This is a genomic window from Priestia sp. 40 (assembly GCF_049368575.1).
Lineage (GTDB): Bacteria > Bacillota > Bacilli > Bacillales > Bacillaceae_H > Priestia > Priestia zanthoxyli.
Genome location: NZ_JBMPZA010000029.1, coordinates 21,666 through 41,684 on the forward strand (window position 1 = coordinate 21,666; position 20,019 = coordinate 41,684).

17 protein-coding genes are annotated in these 20,019 nt (G+C 38.0%); 3 read left to right on the forward strand and 14 right to left on the reverse strand.

The annotated features are described in order from the left end of the window. Positions 1–9: 9 nt before the first annotated feature. Entirely contained in the window at positions 10–2,019 is a 2,010-nt protein-coding gene (locus ACO1DI_RS28380; RefSeq protein WP_423145810.1) for a family 10 glycosylhydrolase, read from the reverse strand. A gap of 471 nt (positions 2,020–2,490) precedes the next feature. On the opposite strand from ACO1DI_RS28380, the gene ACO1DI_RS28385 reads away from it, so the two are divergent. The 3 genes from ACO1DI_RS28385 (at position 2,491) to ACO1DI_RS28395 (ending at position 5,245) form a co-directional block, all read left to right on the forward strand. After that, a complete protein-coding gene (locus ACO1DI_RS28385; RefSeq protein WP_423145811.1) occupies positions 2,491–3,693 on the forward strand; it encodes a hypothetical protein in 1,203 nt (400 codons plus the stop codon). Beyond that, a complete protein-coding gene (locus ACO1DI_RS28390) occupies positions 3,690–4,610 on the forward strand; it encodes a lysostaphin resistance A-like protein (protein WP_423145812.1) in 921 nt (306 codons plus the stop codon). Before ACO1DI_RS28385 ends, ACO1DI_RS28390 begins: the two co-directional genes overlap by 4 nt. A gap of 104 nt (positions 4,611–4,714) precedes the next feature. Then, complete coding sequence (locus ACO1DI_RS28395; RefSeq protein WP_155008759.1) at positions 4,715–5,245, forward strand: WGR domain-containing protein; 531 nt, start codon at positions 4,715–4,717, stop codon at positions 5,243–5,245. A gap of 101 nt (positions 5,246–5,346) precedes the next feature. On the opposite strand, the gene ACO1DI_RS28400 is transcribed toward ACO1DI_RS28395, so the two are convergent. The 13 genes from ACO1DI_RS28400 to ACO1DI_RS28460 form a co-directional block, all read right to left on the reverse strand. Continuing rightward, the gene (locus ACO1DI_RS28400) at positions 5,347–5,937 is read right to left on the reverse strand and encodes a DUF6037 family protein (protein ID WP_423145813.1); all 591 of its coding nucleotides are present in this window, start codon (positions 5,935–5,937) and stop codon (positions 5,347–5,349) included. Between the two features lie 148 nt (positions 5,938–6,085). Then, the gene (locus tag ACO1DI_RS28405; RefSeq protein WP_423145814.1) at positions 6,086–6,583 is read right to left on the reverse strand and encodes a hypothetical protein; all 498 of its coding nucleotides are present in this window, start codon (positions 6,581–6,583) and stop codon (positions 6,086–6,088) included. 18 nt (positions 6,584–6,601) lie between these two features. Further along, positions 6,602–7,732: a bifunctional lytic transglycosylase/C40 family peptidase gene (locus ACO1DI_RS28410; RefSeq protein WP_423145815.1), complete on the reverse strand. Its 1,131-nt coding sequence runs from the start codon at positions 7,730–7,732 to the stop codon at positions 6,602–6,604. Then, on the reverse strand, positions 7,713–8,288 hold the full coding sequence (locus ACO1DI_RS28415; RefSeq protein ID WP_423145816.1) for a hypothetical protein: 576 nt from the start codon (positions 8,286–8,288) through the stop codon (positions 7,713–7,715). Before ACO1DI_RS28415 ends, ACO1DI_RS28410 begins: the two co-directional genes overlap by 20 nt. A gap of 15 nt (positions 8,289–8,303) precedes the next feature. Continuing rightward, positions 8,304–10,634, reverse strand: a complete 2,331-nt coding sequence (locus ACO1DI_RS28420; protein ID WP_423145817.1) for a CD3337/EF1877 family mobilome membrane protein — start codon at positions 10,632–10,634, stop codon at positions 8,304–8,306. A gap of 20 nt (positions 10,635–10,654) precedes the next feature. Next, positions 10,655–11,209: a hypothetical protein gene (locus ACO1DI_RS28425; RefSeq protein ID WP_423145818.1), complete on the reverse strand. Its 555-nt coding sequence runs from the start codon at positions 11,207–11,209 to the stop codon at positions 10,655–10,657. A 74-nt stretch (positions 11,210–11,283) separates the two neighbouring features. Then, entirely contained in the window at positions 11,284–13,704 is a 2,421-nt protein-coding gene (locus ACO1DI_RS28430; protein WP_423145819.1) for an ATP-binding protein, read from the reverse strand. Between the two features lie 143 nt (positions 13,705–13,847). Then, positions 13,848–14,249, reverse strand: coding sequence for a hypothetical protein (locus ACO1DI_RS28435; protein ID WP_155008765.1), 402 nt, complete (start codon positions 14,247–14,249; stop codon positions 13,848–13,850). Between the two features lie 12 nt (positions 14,250–14,261). Then, a complete protein-coding gene (locus ACO1DI_RS28440) occupies positions 14,262–14,534 on the reverse strand; it encodes a hypothetical protein (RefSeq protein WP_025753475.1) in 273 nt (90 codons plus the stop codon). A gap of 23 nt (positions 14,535–14,557) precedes the next feature. Next, positions 14,558–15,694: a conjugal transfer protein gene (locus tag ACO1DI_RS28445; RefSeq protein ID WP_423145820.1), complete on the reverse strand. Its 1,137-nt coding sequence runs from the start codon at positions 15,692–15,694 to the stop codon at positions 14,558–14,560. Positions 15,695–15,706: 12 nt separating this feature from the next. Next, positions 15,707–15,922, reverse strand: a complete 216-nt coding sequence (locus tag ACO1DI_RS28450) for a hypothetical protein (protein ID WP_025753473.1) — start codon at positions 15,920–15,922, stop codon at positions 15,707–15,709. 14 nt (positions 15,923–15,936) lie between these two features. Beyond that, positions 15,937–16,782 carry a replication-relaxation family protein gene (locus ACO1DI_RS28455; protein WP_048407643.1) on the reverse strand — a complete coding sequence of 282 codons (846 nt, stop codon included), beginning with the start codon at positions 16,780–16,782 and terminating at the stop codon, positions 15,937–15,939. A 115-nt stretch (positions 16,783–16,897) separates the two neighbouring features. Continuing rightward, the gene (locus ACO1DI_RS28460; protein WP_423145821.1) at positions 16,898–19,969 is read right to left on the reverse strand and encodes a TraM recognition domain-containing protein; all 3,072 of its coding nucleotides are present in this window, start codon (positions 19,967–19,969) and stop codon (positions 16,898–16,900) included. Positions 19,970–20,019: the final 50 nt, after the last annotated feature.

Sequence of the window (20,019 nt, forward strand, 5' to 3'; positions counted from 1 at the left end):
AACCTCCACTTAATCTAGTAAAATTTTTGCTACTTCTCCTGCTTTGATTGAAACTGGATATACTTTTGAATTTACTTCAATGTTATAAGTTCCAGGATTTAAGTTTGTTACCTCAAAATCTCCACTTCCATCGGTATATACCTGGTATGTCTTGGATCCATTAACTTTTATTAGCTGGTGGTCCGAATTAGGTAAACTACCATACAAATGACCTGTAGTCGGAGAAAGCTTCCATTGTAGGTCTGGGGGAGAAACATAGTTTGAAAATGGTGAATTCGAACTGTAGCTAGAAACTTTGCTTAATGAATTGTAAAATTCATCGTTCGCAATATCATCTTTATTGGTAACAGCATAACTATAAATACTTGTTCCACCTAATTTATTTCCAGTTAAAGAAGGTGATCCTGCTTTTTGAATCTGAGTCATACTATCTCCAATGGAATTTAGATAATTCCCTACTCCAGATAAAACCATGCGTTTTCCTTGATTATTCTTTTCCCACTCAATCCAGTTCTCATAATACGTTTTCTGAGCTGAGTCATATTCTCTAAAATAGTTCATAGGTACAGCCAAATCAATTGAGCCTTCTTCTAACCAACTTCTCCAATCTTGTAATGCATCATTCATTGTTGAAGAACTATTCCATTCATCCATTGTTTTAGGGCCATTTCCCCAGGCAATGGTTGCAGCAGAAACAGTGACAGAAGGTTTTATACTTTGGACAGATACATAAACTTTTCGAACCATGTTATTAACTTGTTCTCGGCGCCATTGTTTCCATAAAGCATCATTTGGTTGAGGTAAACCTGATTTTCCATATGCTTTATTAAAACGTTGAACACTGACATCGTTATAACCCCACTCTTGCCCCATATACCTTATAAGGTCCATTTGAATTCCATCTACATCATAGTTTTTTACTACATTCGTGATGACGTCTCTTGTAAAATTCACAGCTTCAGGATGTCCAGGATCTATTACGTATTCAGATCCATTTTGATAACTTCCTGTATAGGTCTTACTTAGCCAGTTCTCTTCACTAGATTTACTTATACCGTGTGCATTAAATATATGTGTTGGATCCTTAGGTGGTGTTGATTTATTCCATATTGGAGTCATCGCAAACCATGCATGTACTTGAATTCTAGGATGAGCTGCATGAGCCTTTTGAATTAAATCTTCCAAGGGGTCATAGTTGCTTTTTAACGTTGAATCTTCAGTCTTTGGCTCCAAAGATTTACTGTAAAAAGCATCTCCACGGCGTCTTACTTGAAGAAAAATAGTATTGATATTTCCTTTTTGCGCATCTTTTATTAGTTGGTCTACCTGATCAGGTGTTTTTGCACCGTCGTGAAACATATCTACCCAAAGTGCTCGATATTCTTTCCTAAAGTCATTAGGAACAGAGTACGTAATAGTCAACTTAGGTTTTAAATCTGCTGAGGTATAATCATTTGAATAAAAGATTTTAGTTGCTTGAGTCTCATCACGAAATTGAACACTAATTCCGTTATTAGCAGTACCGTTATACCAGCTTTTCACTTGGTTTGTCATATAAAATTCATACCAAGACGGCTTTTGCACTGTGGCATTAGATATACTGCTTCCTACCGTAGGCTTGTTGCTCCAATTCAGTGTAGAAGCCTTCCAAGACCCTGTTGCTGGTCTGACATCCACCAAGCTTTGATTTGTCGTGTTGTAATACTGGTAGAGACTAAGTTTTGCTGAAGTTATAGTTGCACCTTCAGGGAGATTAGGTAGCTTAAACTTTAAGAATGAACGTGTAGTACCAAAGTTTTCATGCATGCCATTAACTAAATATTTGCTAGAAGAATAATTAGTAGATGGATACTGACTACTAATAAATGAATCTTCCAAATCTTGATCTGTACTTGTCCACGTTTCAGTTTTAGTTGTTGTATCAGCCTTTGCTTCTAAAGGGTTAGATACTAAAACGAAAATTAGACATAAAAAGAGATAACACCATAAAGAAGTAAACGTGGAATTTCGTAGTCTCATATCTTTATCCTCATATTTTAATTTTTTCTTAGGAAAATTGTTGAACGTTTATATGTTAAGAATAAAGAAATTTCAAAAAAGTTTTTTTTATAAGTTCCCTCATACCAAATTAATGATTAAGAAATTTTAATTATAAAAAGCAGGAAAATATGATTGAACTTGTGTTTTAAAACATAATTCCGGAGAAATTTAATTATTTTAGTGTTTTGTGATTTTCTAACTTTTACTATTACTATCTTTTGAATCACATCCTTTTTATCCTGATTAATATTTCTTTATATTACATAATTGAACAAAATAATCCTATTTTGTAATGATAATGTAATATTTTTGTCACTTCAACACATTTTTGTAGTACTATATAGGTTATTAATACATTAAAAGATGAAAAAAATGGTTATAAACGGTCTCTCATGTACTACTACAACAACGATAAGGACAGACGAGAATATTAATAAAAAGGTGAGAAAAATGAGGAAAAAAATATTTATTTTGGTTATTTTAGGATATGTAACTCTGAGTACTACATACTTTCTAGAAAGTTATGTATATGCTACGACAGATGAAGAAAGTGTAGCAGTTAACGAGGACTCTCTTTCTAGTAATCTTTCAGCAGAAGATAACAAGATGATTTTTGACCGTCTTTATGATGAAGGGTATCAACTAGGGGTAGAAGATGGTGGTAATGAAAAACCATACGAGAATTTTAAGGATAGTCAATTTCTTAATTATATAGCTGAAGAAAGTCAATGGTTTGTAATGGGGTACACAGTTGGCTATGAAAAAGCAAAACGAACTAAAGAAGATGAAGCAAAGGCTATAGCAGAACGAGAATCCAGCGATGGAGAGCAAGAAGGCTATCAGCAGGGATTAGAGGACTATAAACATGCTACTGTAGCTTATAATACACCTAAAACACCTGCTAAATCAAAGGATTGGAATAAAGGTTTTTCCCTTGGATATACAAAAGCAATTGAGATTATGGACCTATCCATCAAAGCAAAGAAGGATGGTCATACACAAGGGTTAGAAGGAGAAGCACTGAACATCCCAGAAATCTACAGTGCAGATGAAATTACAAGAAAAGCATATGAAGAAGGCTTCCAAAGTGGACAACAAGAACAGGAAGACAAATTGAAGAAAGAATATAAGCAAGAAGGATACAAACAAGGGTATGCTTTAAATGCTTTTTCAGTCCCTTCAGGCTTATCTTCGGAAGTAGCAACAGCATTTGAACAGGGCTATTACAAAGGTGAAAAACAGCGACATAATGATGTGCGACAGGAGGGGTTTAATGCAGCCTTTACATATACGACTTACCATAGCCCTTCTACGTATCAGACTAATACGCGATTGCTAGAAACCTATAAAGAAGGATTTCAGTCCAATAAAGTGGCTAATCAGTTGAGAAAAGATGCATATGAGGAAGGCTGGAAGTTAGGCGATACACTGACAATTCCAGCAAAATATAAACATACTAAACCTGCTGTTGCTATGTATAAGCATTATTATGAATTAGGGCAGAAGAAGCAGCGACAGACGGTTTTTGAGGTATTTATAGGGCTACTTGTCTTGATAAGTGGAATCGGTGCTTATACAGTGTTTGGACGAAAACGAAATAAGAAAGAGGCATTTAATTTAGAAGAGAATGCTGAAGGAGTAGGAGTAAAATGAAAAATTACCTAGATGTGAAAGAAGGTAAAAATGGCTGGAAGCGTTATTTAAGTACCACAATATTGGCTTCTGTGTTCATGCTAGTAGGATCTACTATTTATATTGTGGCTGAAATGGTTATGGTTGCGCTAGATGAGAGTGGTAAATCCTACTTTGATTACGATGAGGGAATTGCTGTAGGTGTGAATGCTACTCTTGATTTTTTAATATCCCATATTGTTCATGTATTCTGGCTCTTTGGCTTATGGATTGGCATTCGTTTTATTCATAAAAGACGAATGAAGTCCTTAATAACAGCCAATAAACACATTAATTGGAAGCGCATTTTATGGTCGTTTGGACTCTTTTCAGCTTTATTAATCATTACGCAATTAATTGATGTTGCATTTAACCACAAGGATTATGCTTGGAACCATGTAAGCTTTAAGGAATATGTTCCTTTAGTTCTCATTACATTTTTGTTAGTACCTATCCAGACTACAACAGAAGAGCTATTTTTTAGAGGACTTCTCCTTCAATGGGTGAGCAAAAAGGTGAAAAATTCTGTTGTACTTTCTCTTATTGTTGGCCTAATGTTCTCAATTGGACACTTTGCTAATCCTGAAATGAATCAATCATTTTTATTGGTAGGATTAGATTATATCGTTGCAGGATTTGCTTTAACTTTTATTGCAGTTAAAACAAAAAGTCTGGAAATTACAATTGGATCCCATGCAGCCAATAATATGTTTATTGCCTTATTTCTTGTAAATGATGATTCTTCATTTGGTGCAATTCCAAGTTTATTTAAGGCTATAAATGATGCACCTGGATTGTCCCTGACTTGGTCCATTGTTACTTTTGTTGCCTTTTATTTTTTATGTGTAAGAAAAATAAAAAAAGACAAAGAAACGAACCAAAACAAGCTTATTGCTTAAGTTACCCCAAAAATTCAAATGAAATATAATTAACAAACTAAATGATAAAAAACTATTACATTAGCATAATCTTGTTAAAATTAAAATAAATGGCGGTGTTGATCTTGATTAAGATGATTAAACAAAGTGATGCTGAAGTTTCGTATTGGGAAGTTTGGCAAGATGGTAGAATGCTTATTATTCATTACGGTACCATTGGAGATACTGGTGGGACTGAGGAAAAGAAATTATCACTATCTCAAAAGGCAGAAAAGGTGATGAAGGAATTAGCAGAAGAAAAAGCTAATGAGGGATATGACTATCTAGATGAAGATGAGCTATTCGAGCTTGTTGTTCATTATAGTTATGAAGAAGACCAAATGGAAGAAACTCTTGAAAAGCGACATCAGGTTGAAGATTTAATGAATGAATGTTTAGGCTGGACAGGCAACGGTTCTTGTGATGGTGGAGATATCGGCAGTGGTACAGCTAATATTGTCAACTATGTAGTAGATGTTGAAAAGGCAACACAAACAATTATAGAAGAACTAAAGAACAACAACCTGCTTGAAGGGGTAAAAATAGCTTATTTAAACCCTGAAGACGAGGAATACGTCGCTTTATATCCAGAAGGAGCCTGTTTTGATCTAATGTAAAAGAGAGCATTGAGAATTCTCAATGCTCTTTTCTAATTATACATAGTCGATTTATTAGCATTCCTCTTTTTTAGAAGCTATTATATGGCCCCTTTTATATTTCAGTCATAAATACGATTTATATATTTACTATCCCTCTTTTCTTTAGCAGGGTCTGCACTCCACCCACTACTAATATTTCTCCTTTTACAGGCATTGTAAGCTTTTAAACCTAAAAGTCTTCTTGTCTTATCAAGATTTTCGGGCTTTGCATTACTCTTTATCCCATCATGAAATATCCATCGCAAAAAATATATCTTGTCCGGCTCTTCTTCAATATTTCGATAAGTAGAAATTTGAGCAGTAGTAGGAACATCTTTTAGTGCAACACTGTTTGGAACCTTATTATCAAATTCCTCGAATAAGTATTTAGGGGAAAAAGGGTTATTAGGGTCATATTTTAACCCTAACACTTTACATAATTCACTATACGTTTCTCGATCAAAACCAGTATTTATTTTGAATCCCTCATGAACGGTTCGTTCGAAAAAAAAGTTCTTTCCTTTAGCTCCAAACAACAATTCGTAAGGTTTTTCATCAATAAAAAACATGACATCAAAAACTGTTTTCCTGAACAAAAAAGTAAAGCGACAACGATCTATATTTTGTTGCTTCATGCTAGCATAAAGAGGCATTAGTCCTTGTAATTGCATGTTCATTCACTCCTTTATAGTACAGCGTTATGAGAAACGTCAAAATTTGCAACGAATAAGTGATTTACCCATAGAATAAAAACTAATTGCATCACAGCGCTTCTCAGCAACACCCTATTTTCTATTTATTTAAGGTAATTATTCTCTTTTACACATATTCACCGATAAAATACATTTCGTTTTTTTGATCCATTAACAAGTGATAACAATACGTAAATTCCGGATTTCGGATGAACATGATTTGCGATTCGATATCATGATTATGATCAATCACTCTATTCTCCAATTGGATATGTTGACTATCGAAATACTCTCGTATGTGCATATATTCTTGAAAGTCTGAGTCATTGGTGTAAATACGTAAGATCGTATACATTTCATATGAAGTATCCTTCTGCCTTTGTTTTGTAAGTTTTTTCAAAGAGAATACTGCACTCTCACTCTTAAATTTCAAGGCAAACATCACAACGATCCATCCCGAAACAAACATAAGAGGATAAAAGAATCCACTATGAGTTAAATTAAACAACTGGCACGAAACAATCAACACAACAAACGCCGTAATAGGTAGCCAATAATCTCTCCAGACGCCTTTGACATTCCTAATTACAACGTCTTTTATGCCCTCAACTTGTTCTTTTTCCATGAACTCACCCACTTTTCATTAAGCTACACGCCGCACATTTCCATTAAATCGATCTTTCCAGTACTTCGTATTTAAATCCCCCACCGATACGCCTTGTGAACTACTGTCATTAAGAAACTTCCCATCGCCCAAGTATATTCCAACATGGCCATTTATCTTATACGTATCAAAGAAAATGACGTCTCCACGCTTCATTTCACTTGCCTTCACGACTTTACCAAGTTTGACTAAGGTGTCTGTTGTTGTAGCACTTACTGGTCCTAGATCAACCCCGGCTAAACTATAGGCCCATCTAACATAAGAGCTACAATCAAATTTACGTGCGTTAATGTCACCTTGATTTCGTCCACCGCCCCATACGTAAGGGCTTTTTCCCACAATAGATGATCCCACCTTAATCGCTTTTTCAATGGCTTCTGAACCTTTTGCAGAACCACCTTTGATTGAAACAGCTTCAACAGAACCACTTGTGTACTCTTTCATAAACCCCATAACTCGTGATACATACCAACTAGCATGGTTATAAGCAAAAACAGCTTTTTGATAGTTTCCAGAAGCTCCACCATTAGCAGCCAGATAATTTGCTGTTGAATACATGGCATCTGTTACATTATAAGGATCAGCTTTTCCGTCCCCATCACCATCAACACCAAAACCGCCGTATTTTGATATAGCAGCTGGACTCATTAGCGTTTCTTTGGGAATAGAGGCGTCACCCAGCCTCGTTCCTCCCGGAAAAGACCATCCCACCCATGTTTTTACCATGAATTGCGTATGGCCAATGGCCCCAACTGAAGAGGTATTTAAGTCCTGCCCAAAATTCGTTTCGACGCGATGAATCGCAGCAATAAGTGTCCAAGGGATATTGTATTTTTCACCTGCTGCTTTATAAATAGGAATGTACTCTTTCGGTATCTGGCCTTCTCCAACCTTGGATATTTGAATATCTCCGAAATCGACAGCTGTGCCGTCTAATTCTGCTACATCTTCCTGATCGGGTAAAAGGATACCAAACACACTCACCATAGCCATCGCACTTACGACAACGCCTAATGCTAGTAAAGCTACCACAATAGTTAGTAAGAGTTTAGACTTTCGTTTAGCAGAATGGTTTAATTTATGGATGGGCTTAATTCGGTACGTTGACACGAACACCCACCACCTTATATCCGGCTTCTTGCTTTTCAAGTGTGACTAAATACCAATCTTCCTCTTGTTCAGAGTTTCCATCTGCGTCGTACACTTCCCCTTGCATGATGACATTCCATTGAATAACATCGGTATTATCATTCGAAACCTCTGTCGTTTCAAGATTTTTGGGGACAACCCTATCATAAGTAAGCGTACCTCTCTCTCTTTGTTCTTTATAATTTTCATACATGTCCTCTGATATATAAGGCTTAGCTTTTTCAATATGTTCTGAAGGGTTTTTAGCATTAAAACTAGCAAAGGCTTTGACAAACTCTTTTGCGATTTCTTTCGTACTCTGTAAGTCTTCTTTTGTATTTCGTTGTGTCTGATCATAGGGGTTTTTATTGTCTTCTGTAGCCTCTTCTTTCTCTTGTTGCACAGATTCAGAAGAAGGAGCTTGCTTCTCCCCTTTCGAAGAAGCAGGCTTTTCTTTTGAAAGAAAAGAACTAATCATAATGCCCAAAAAGACAACGACACTCAGAAATACAAGCATTTTCTTTTGTTGAACACTCATGAAAAGCCCTCCCTTTTAATCTTGTTGAGACTGTCGCCTCATTTGTTCAATCTCTTTAGAACGGTCTATATGACTTCCATTTGATTCATTCGCAACAGAAGCTTCTTCTTCCCCTTGCTGAATTTCTTGTCGTGCCTGTTGTTGCCTCATTTGTTTATGAAATTGCTGATTGGTTTTGTCTGTTCGTGGTGGTTTAGGTGGTGGTTTAGGTTGTGCTTTTAACGGTGCTTGCTCTTGGTTGAATTGTTTCGTTGAGACTTCTCCACTAGCTGGGACCAAACGGCGAGAACTTTGAATGGGTGCTTGCTGATTTTCTGAACGCGCCTCTTGTTTTCTCATTTGCTCTACAATCTTACTGGATTGAGAAGAACTTGATGTTTGCTGCGGCTGTGCTTTCAATGGTGAGTTTTCTTGTTTTTCTTGTTGTCTTATTTTTTTCATGACTTGTTCATTTTGTTTCCCAGAAGTAGGTGCATTTTCTTTTACGCCCTCTTGTTGAGGTCCTTTAGGCTGTGCCTTTAATGGTGCATGCTCTTGTTTTTTCTGTTGCCTATCAATCTGATTAGACACAGCTTGATTATGATTTGATGCCTGACCCTTTTTGTGAGGATTAGGAATTACACCATTTTCAGACGATAAATTATTTTTCCGTTCTTTATCTTGTCGTTTTTTAAACGGCATTACATTTCGTTTTGGTTTATCTTCAATTACGTTCCCATTGCTATCGATAGGTTTGTTTCTCCGTAAAGTTGGTTTATTACTTTGGCGTTCCATTGCTTTTTCCATCTGTTCTCTAGCTCTTGCATCTGTTGTTCCCCTTTGGCCGGACCTCGAACGTGAATGTACGTTATCTCCTGTATAAAATGGCTCTACGTGTGCATATTGACGTTGGGCATCTCGAAATTTAATGGCATCAACTTTTTGTCTCCAAGCTTGTTGGATTTGTTGCTTCTTTTCTGAATAAATCTTATAGCCAAAAAGCTGTTTTTGAAGAGCAAATATGGCTGCAACCACAATCAGAACGGCTACAATGGTTTGAGCATAGGCCCAATTATTCTCACTCGCGACTTTATAAGTGATGTTAACAAAACTAAATAATAAAATGAGTAAAACTGTCAGTCCGATACACATGGCCAAGAACCCTACTAACTTACCAACAAATTGTTTAGCAAATCGTTGAAACGTTGGAAAGATACTAAGAAATAAAACAAATACTCCTGTAATGGCTGTAAGTAAGAAGCCTACTCCATATATCTGAATAAATGTGGCTAAATAGCCTACCATGGCTAATATGACAAGTGCCGGAACCCAAATTAACAGAGATAAAACAATCCGTTTATTTGTATGTTCTGGAGCAAAAAGAGAGTTTTCAGCATTCTTCTTAACTATTTTTTTTCGCTCGTCACTTCCTGGCTTTTTATTTAATAATTTTTTGACTGATTCTTTCCCCTCTTTTATCTGTGCTGGTGAAGCATTGTCACCTTTTCCCCCACCAATAACACCATAATTTGTTGTACCAAACTCTAGTAACAAGTACGGTTTTACAATCAATAAATCGTGCATTAAATTTCGTATTCTTGATACACCGTATCGCACGGATGATGTGTCCTTATAGCTTTGTGTAGCTTGATCTCGTTGTCTATCTTCAATCATTTCTTCTCTTATGGCTTCCTCATTCCCATCACCTAATGAGTAAGTAGAAGAAGTTAAAACCGCACCTGATATATAGTTACGAGCTTGATTTAACTGACCTAGTAGCTGGTCACTATTTTGTACATAAACAGTGAAAACTGCAGACAAGAGTGCTGCCATAAAGAGGCCTGAAACAGTAGCACGATATTTTTTTTGAGCAAAAGAATAAACCAGCCATCCAGCTACCATAATCATCATAAAGCCCATAAATTGACCAATTCCATACGTTCCACCAGTTTCTGAAATAAACCCCGTAATATATGAAAGCATGCTATCAATGATGTCAAAAGTGAAGGCTTGCTCCATTAAGAAAATACCGAAATTCACAACTACTAAATATCCGTACCAAATGCCACTTAAGATCTGTTGTTGAAAGGCTGCGATGTTGTTATAAACTTTTTCATCCACTTTAAAAATATTAATGGAGTCAAACCAGCCTTTATCGTCGTCATCTTTTACATACACATCAATGTCGTAGTTTTCCAGAGGTACTTCATTGTATCGAAGTAAAGGTGCATTTGTTTGTGGTAAATCACTTTTGGGCATTAACTCATCCATAACATTCGGTGCAGCTGCTGAGACTGATGAGAAAGGACATAAAAAACATAATGTAAACAGTGCCATCATTATTTTTATATGAAGACTGTTTTTCACTGCTTGTTCCTCCTTTTTTCTCAATATTGCTCAATTAAGTCTGGAGTAAAGGCTTCTTTCATTTGCTTATCTAGACCTATTGAATAGTATCTTTTATGTTTTGCTATTTTCCCATTTACTGTTACATCTTGTTGAGTTGCTCCACTGTAGTATTCATTTGCAAAATACTGATTTTGTTTTTTAGTAATACCTACTGTTATGTTTTTTGTTTCTTCAGTACGGAAATCTTTATATTTAAATTTATAGATATATTTTCTATCTGGATTAAGGACATACTCCACTACTCCGTAATGCTTAATTTTTTGATTTTGATATTGTTTATAATCGTCATTAATATCTGCTTTAGCTTCTTCCAAACTGTCATAACTTTTATGCTCTCCTGTTTGGTCTTCCATTTCATAAACTTTATCTTCTGCGCCTTGCTCTACGTATGTGGCGTACTGTAAAGCTGTTTTACAAGGCTCAATTTGTTCACATGTCTTTGGTTTTGGCTCTGTAGTAGCTTCATCATTCCCACAACTTGCAAGCATACCCACAACGGCAATAACCGAAATAAAGGCAAGTATCTTTTTCATATTTAGTCTCCCTCTCTCTAAACCTCTTAAAAAGCGATCCCTCCGTTTTGCATGTAAACGAAGGGTAAAACCTTCTACATTTGGTTCGCAAGCTCCCTCACGTCTACTGAGGTGTCAAAGGCATCAAAAAGATGTTCTTGCAAAATACGAACTTGCATGACACCTGTGCGTTGATGCAAGTCACGATACAGGCAATAACCCGACTGCATTTTAGGCATCATATCTTCTAAGCCCGCACTATCTTCTAGTTTCATAAACTCTTGAATCGTTTCGATTTCCTCTGGTATATCCGTACGGAAACAGTAGGCCGTACCAATTTGACCACGCATACTACTTGGAATGTCCATTAAATTTTGGGTCATTAAATAAATCGGTGAAAATAAGGACCGTCCTTCCCGGAACAAACGATCAATTAAGCGTTCACCTGCTGGGTTTTGGAAGAAGTTCCACGCTTCATCAATCGCCACAACCGTTAATTCATTCTGGAACATCCGTAAAAACTTCATCATGTAGGCTGTTAGACTAAACAATATAGCGACAGATACAATATTCGCTTCTGTGTATTCCTCTGCGGATGTGCTCTTTTTAGGTAGCTGTAAATTATCAACTTGCAGCACATTAAATTGATTGGCATAATTCAAGACGTTTTCATCATTCATACGCTTGCCGAAAATCAAACGAGCAAGTGACACATCTTCAAATTCTTCTAAAATCGAAGCTAACTCTAATGCCATTGGACGATGATCTTCTGGTAACGTGTCATGCTCTTGTACTAAATTCCGCAACTCATCTTTAACAAATTGAATTGATGGCTCTGCCAATTGGCCAACACGCTTCACGGCTTTAGTTACAATCGAGCTCTTGACGCTATCATTTCGAATATTGATATTTAACAAGTAATAAATAATCTCTCGTGAAACCTCCACGGCTTCGGCTCGATTATCGAACAAGAGAAACGGATCTAACTTTCCAGCATCCTCATCTTTGGTAGAGAAAGAGATAAAGTTGAGCTCGCTTCCCAATTCCGTTAATTTTTCATCCCATTTACAGATGTCCTTACGTTCTGATTTTGGATCCAGCAGCAAGACCTTACCGCCACTCAATGCCGTTTCGTAAATATCCCGATTGGCAGCCATGGATTTGCCAGAACCCGTTTTCCCTGTATACACCGTGACAAGGGACTGCGTAAGGGCTGCGCCTGATGCAGCAAGACCAGGTAAGACATAAACGGCCGTACCACTTAAGGTTCTTCCTGCATAATAGCCATATTCGTCCCCTAGCTCCTGTCGATTTCCAAAGAAGCTAGCCGTTACAGCATTAATGTCTACGTCTTGGATAAACTCCGTTACATAGCGTCTTGAACCTGGTAAGCATTCAAGCAAACTACGTAATTGAAGGCCATATGTGTTTTGTAAAGTAATGCCCATTCCAGCGTATTCATCAATAAGGTCATTTACTCGCTGCATTAATTCATCTTTATCAGAGGAACTGACCGAGAAGATCGCACTCATTAAGTAGCCACCCTCTCGTTCCTTTTCTACATTGGAGATAATACTTTCAGCATGCGAAATTCCTTGATACACATTGGATCCTGCATCTTCTCCAAAGGTATTTAAATGGTTGGCTTGATCTTCTAAATTGGATTTCTTACGACGTAACTTACGCAAGCGTTGATCCGCATCTTGATAACTCATCTTCAAATTAACGCCTACCGCAAAAGGTAAGGAGCGTAAGGCTTCTAACCATCGCGTTTCTGGGAAGTGAATCTCTTCCGGCATACCGACCATATGCAAAAAAGCTACGTGTGTTTGATGGTTGTAGCCTTTCGCATCGGTTTGATTCAGCGTTAAATATCGACGTGAACGAGGGTTTTCGATCCCCGTTAATTGCAGATTAAGTACATCATCTTCTGTCTGTATACGAGCAATAAGCTCTCCTTTTTTATTGAAGATAGGCGTAAAACGATCTTCCCAGTTCTGCCAATTAGGTGGGAACCGTAATCCTATGTTAAAGATCCATGGAATTAATTTCGTCATTCCTTCTGGCGTAACAGGCGTAAATGTAAAGGGTAATCCTTCAAGCAACCGTGTGACCTCTCGATTGGCACGATAAATTCTTCGTAAGCGATCTTCGGTTAAATGAACATGACTATCTCCACGTATTTTGGCAAATTTCGAAGACACCCAATCTTTTAAGGCTTGATACATTTCCTTGTACGTCATATCCTCTGCCTCGTCATCTAGTGTGCTCTTACCTAGTTCAACACCAATATAAAAGTCATAGCGACGTTCTTCTGCGCCTAATTCATCACTGGTCTTAAGATAGTTGAAAACAGATTGGATATGAGAGCTTGCTACGACTCGCAAGTTACCACGAATCATCGATGCATATTTTTCTTGAACATCATCAATGGATTGGCGTGTTGGCACAACGATGCATTGAATTTCTCGCTTAATTTCTTTAAACAAGCGCTTCAACTCTGAGAAGTGAGCCATCAATTGAGCTTCTGAATCAAAACTCGTATGAAATCCACTAAATTTAAACCAGCCTTGATCTCGTGCATCCCTAGTTATGACCGTGTTTTGCCAAACAGCTATAATATCATTTTGGATATCCATCTCTATCACCACTCCTTACATCATTTTCGATAAATAGGAATCTTGCGCTTATATGTGATTTTTTTGGCTTGCTCCACTTCTTCAAATCGAAAGAGCTCCTTTGGCTCCATGAACGTTTTAAACTTTACTTGCCAATAGCGAATAATGTTCATATTCTCTCTTGTCTGAGAGCCAACAAGATAACCAAAGAACATGGGCGCCGCCATACAAACAACAATGACGCGTGCAATTTTATTAGGAATCAGAGGGGTTAAAGGAACAACGAGAAGAAGACTAAGAAGAAAAAATATAAATATCACGATGATTTGAGTAACGGTAACAGAAAAGGGAAGCGAAATGCTTTCCCTTCCCCCAGCTAGCCCTCTTACGATATTTGGAATGGCAAAAATTTTGTTTGTACAATACCCAGTAACACGTCTCATGCATAGACCTCCTTAGGTTGAAAGACCAAAGAATTTTAAAAGGGAATCACCTAACGAAACGATGTTACTTGGACCATAGATGAAAACACCAATTACCCCACCGAACACAACAACCATAAGGGCCCCACGATATTTTTTCATGACCAACGAACCGATGATCGCAAATAGCACCACCCAGATAAACACAGTTTGTAAAACACCCATTACATTGGTATCCCCTTGACTACTAACGCCTTGCAAATTAATGTCACCTAGCATAAATGTGTGTAAGAAGCTTGTAAGCATACTGAATCCCTCCAATGGTTTACTTATTGAATGTCATATGAGACAGGTTTCATGTTTAAAATTTCAAACTTGTCTTGTCCATCCGTTTGGACATTAAATTCATAGCTATGATTACTTTGAATACCTGTAGTCGGCTGTTCTAACTTGACTGAACATCTGACAATGTACCTTCCTTTAGAAGACTTCTCTTCATAGACCGATACCTTATTTAAAGATTTGTAGTTCATTAATCCATTTAAAGACTGCGCTTTTTTCGAATCTTTAAAGAAGAATTTGGTTTCATCACTTCGATCTTTTGCTGTATAGGTTTTGAAGAACGATTCTAGAAAGCTTTGAACCTCATGATTGACAACTGAATCCGTATTTTTGTTTTGTTCATTCTCAGAAACCGTGACGCGTTGATTTTCTTTTGGCATATACGGTTGTGGCAGATCAATGACACTATAACCGTTTTTGCCTTCGTAGACTCTCACTAGATAGTAAACGGTAGCCGGCTTCTCTTCTTTCGTTTTCTCTACTTTCTCTTTTCCATCTTTGTCTTTCGATTTCTTCTCCACTTCTTTTGTTGCTGTGACCTGAACTTTTATGGATACATCTGAGATGTGGGCATCTTTTTGTTTAATAGAAACGGCGTCACTACTTTCATAACGCTGGCTTCCAGGGAGATTGGCATAATCAATTCCAGCGTCTTTATCTAGACCGGTTGCTAAAAAGCTCTGCAGCGCATCTTCCCTTGCTTTCTGTTTATCCTCTCCTGGCTCAATACTGGTGTACTGACGCATAAACTGAGTAGTGAAGTACTCGACAGCTTTAATATTTTGATTATTTTGACTTTTATCTTCACTCGTACCTTGTTGTTGAGCTGACACTTTATCTTCTAGATCACTAATGGCCAAGTTGTGGCGAAAGGCACTAAAGACGCCTAAAGCTATAATGACTAGACTTAGAACCATGACAGCTCTTCCTATAATGGCTGCTGTTGAGCGTTTCATGGTTGCTCGCTTAATCATCCGTTGTTCCTGTTGCTTCTCTTTTTCATCCCTCTTCAGTAAGTTCGGCATATACTTCTTGGATGAACCGACTTTTTCTTTTCCTTTTTCTTTTGGCACCTGTGAAGGGTCAGTAGAAGCAGACTTCTTTTTCTTCTGCCATTTCTTCATCGTCATTCCTCCTTACTTTTTACCAAAGAACAAGAAGGCTACAATCGCTATGATGATGAGTGTACCTGTCACGCCATAACTTGCTACACTTTGGTTATAGAAAACCGAAAACTGTTCTTTCCCTGTCTCCCAAAGTACGTTCGCTTCTGGGAATGTCCGTAGGATGAAACTTCCTACGAGACAAATTCCAGCAATGTATAGAAGGGTTTTAAATAAACTACGAACCACTAGACGTCCCCTCCTTACAACCCTCTTTTTACCTCTATTGATTCACTGAATATATAGTGATAAATATCTCCAAAGGCATCTTTTTGTACGTCTTCAATGTTTGCTGTCAAAACGGGAATCTTGATATGTGACCGTTCTTGACTTGGAATGCTTAAGATATCACGCATGGTCTTTTTCGTGTTTGTTTGGTTTCCAGCGACAAACAAGACTCGCCAATCTAAAACAGGTTCTTCAAAGCCAACATAAAGATCATACTTTTCGAGCGTTTCTTTTCCACGTTTCAAAAAGTCGTTATACCTTTGTATCTTTTGAATAGTATTTTGTCGTTTGGCTACACTGCGTTCCAGTTCAATAAACAAGCCAATATTTTGCTCGCTATCTGCTTCCCCAACAACCAATACGCCGTCGGGTTTGATCACCTCTGACTTGCTCTTTCCATATTGGAAGGTCCCTCTTGCTTCTGGAATCCATTCCTTAACAGCTAGCCCTACTTCTTCTGCTTGTTTTCTGTAGGATAAAACTAAACGATTTAACATTAATTGATGTTGGTACCAGGCAGGTACGTCTGTTGACCATTTTTTCTGCCATTTCGAGAACCCTTGCAATTCCTGTACGTTCTCTACGCCAAACGCATCCAGTGTATATAGATTCCCTGGCTTTTCATAGCCTGGCATGGGAACGGTAAAGCTCTTAAGGTACTTGGATTCTTCCAGCAATCGCAAGCGCTGCATCACGTATTTTCGGTCTGCGTAATTCGTTAAAATATGATCCACAATAAAGTTTGAATCAATGTAGATGAAGTCATGTAACTTAATCAATAAATCTGTGTCTTGTTCATTCAGGGTGATATATTTTTTCATGTTGTTTCCCCTCTCTCCTTTGTCTGTAAGAGAAACGTTACGTTCGTGAGCCATTAACCTATTTTTCTATCTCTGCTTATAGTAAAACGCTTACTCCACTCTTTTCCTGCCATCTCTACTCATTCTTTTCTGAAGGTTTTTTCTTTGGTAGTGACACAATGGGCTGTGGCTCTATTGGTAAATCTTCTGTCTTTGTCTTGGAAAGTGTCACAGCAGGTTCCATCGATGTAGAATCCTTTTCTAGAACTTGTTCTTTCTCCTCTGAAACAGGCTCTATAGCTGCCGCCGTTTCCTTCATTCCCTGTGCTTCTTCTTTATGAATAGAACTCTCCCATGACAGGGTAAGCATCGGCTTGAAAGGCGTATGGACTACTGGTTGTTGCTGTTCTGGCTGTTTTCTCTGTTTTTTTGAAAGAGTAATCGTTGCAAAAGAATCTTTTTCATGTTCATTCTCTTGCTTTACGCCTTCTTTTGGACTTGGTTCAACTTCACCAACCGATTCTGCAGTGATGCTTTTCGATAGCTCAACATTTGAATGCGTTTTCTTTTCTAAGGAAACCGGCGCCTCTGGCTGCGCTTGTAACGGAGCCTTTGGTTTCTTAGGCTGTAATTTCTTCACTTGTTTTGGCTCATACGTTTCACCTTGTAAATAAGCCCGAATCATAACATCAACTTCAGATTGATGATGGCCATTTTTTGATGATAACTCGTTTACTTTGGCTTTTGTCCAAGCATCCGCCTTCGCTTCTTCCGTTGCATGTTTGTATCGTGCTTTTTTTCCATTCGGCATATACCGATCTAACGGAGGTAACTTGGCCACACATTGCACAATTTCATCCACACCATTTACATTATCCTGCGTACGAATGACCGTTACTAAGTCAGGCAAATTTCGAAAATATGATTCCGAAAAAAGAGGCTGATCTTTTTTGGTGCCTTGAACACTAAACATTTTACTCGCTGCAGCTGCACCTTCAGCCCCTTGTCGACAAACAAAGAAATTTCCTTGAACTTCTGTTAAAGCATTTTTGAGCTCTTGGTCCAGTTGATGCATAGACTGTGTACCAATTCCTAGCGACAAGCCTTTTTGGCGTTGTTCCGCAATTATACGAGGCAGAATCGTCATTTTCTCAAGCCTGGCAGCTTCATCAAACACGAACTGATGCATTAAAGGATTAGGCGTTCTTGTATCCGCCACTCGATAATACAAGTAGGTGAGAAACCCGCCAATTAACCCTGTTTCTTCTTCGCTTAATCCACTAAAGTCATAAAAGATAATATGACCTTGGTCCATCCATTCACGGATAGGGAGAGTAAATTCTTTTTGGCCAAACATCCGACGTAGTAATGGATTGGCTGAGAAGGTATCTAAGCGATTAAATAAGGCAATGCGACTAGCATCAATTAAATCTTCTGCTTCATTCTTCCAAAAATCTAATACGTCATACGCTTCAACATTATCCTCTAAACGGTTTAAAATGCGTTTTCTGAACGTAAAATCATTGACTAATGGTTTTACACCCAAAATCGTATGTTGACCTTCTACGTCCAATACAAGCGTTTTAATACAGTTCACTAAAAGACGCTCCGTTTGTTTCGCCACTTGGAAGTTTTCACCGATAATCCGCATGACAATTTGTGTGACTCGTTCAGGTGATTCACCTGGAAAACGATGAAGCAAGTTTAAAGCTGGTGGATATTCCGTATCTTTAAAAGAAATCCAATGAACTTTATCCCAGTTAATCGTCGCCCCATCATATTCAGCTTTCAACATTTGATTTAATAAAATCATGGCCGTGTTTCTGGCAGGATCACCAAACGAGAAACCAGGTGATGTTTTGTTTTCCATTCCTTGCTTAATGAATTGATGAACATAACTCATCAACACATTGTTGAGTAGAGTTGATTTCCCCGAACCCGTCACACCAAGTAAGGACCAATGCTTCTGAAGAACACTCATTAGAATTCTGATCGTCCGATCTTTCACAAACGGATGATATTGTACACCGAAATTGACAGACCCCTCTTCATGACTCAAAAGATGGTCTGGAAGAAGTTCTTCCCCACGTTTCGAATGTGGGACCTCTTTTGCAAGCTTTTGCATAATGGTTCGTTCATCAAAGTGTGGTAAATGAAGAAGATTCGCAAGTTCCCCACCCGTCCATGTCATACGATACGGGCTCATAGTGGGATACCATTGAACCGCCTTTTTCCACTTCTTGTACTTCAACTCATTCACATGATGCAAAACAGAATTAATCGCGTTGGCCATACTTTTCACAACGGGTACACCAGGATAGTACTCCGAAGCCATGGACACTGTACAGTCAAAGGCTACTTCATTTCCTGAATAACGATGTTTTAAGCCTACTAATTCCTCTTTATCAAATGCAGACTGATCTCTGAGAGGTCTATCCCCTTTTAAGTCCTTTTCAAGCTTCTGAATCGCTTTTCGAAGTTTCCACCCATCATTAGGGGTAAACCCTACTTGTAACCACGTACCAGGCTTCATATGCGAAATGATACCGGGTAGTTGATCTGACTTATACCGTGAAAGAGGAAGTGACTTTTTCAAATTATTGCTTTTCAGTTTCAATCGTCCACCCACGGCCTTCTTTTCTGGAAATTCTAGATCATCTGCCGGAAAGAACGTTAAATTTGGATAGACACTCTGAAAATTGGATTTAATGGCTTCTAACTGATTCTTTTCAGCTCCCATATAGAAACGATATTGAATACCTGCAGATTCATCTACTACGTGGTGGATGAGAAATGAAAAGCGTTCCTTTCCAAGAAAGAGCCTTTCAATCCACCTACGCTTTGTTCCGTGGATGCGTCTCATTAATTGCCCTAACATTTCTTTCGACACACCGTCATCTGCATGTGGCAGCAATTGAACATACTCAAACTGTCGTTGAATGCGAAAGACAGCACATATCCACCGAATCACGAGAAATAACAACAGTAAGGCTAGTAGTAATTGAACACCATGAATAAAGAACGTGAGCCAATGCTGAATAATTTCTGGACGGTATGGCAAAAGAGACAAAAGCCATTCTTTCTTCCAAATGCCAGCGCCAGCCAAACCAAGAACAGCAATCGCTCCCCCCTGCCGTGGATGTTCAATCAGCTGATCCAGGATATCGTCAAAGATGGTGGATTGTTTTTTAGTTGGTTTTTGTTGCATTTTGTTTCCCCTCCTTGCGAAGAGAGGAAGGAAAAGAGCTATGAAGTTTT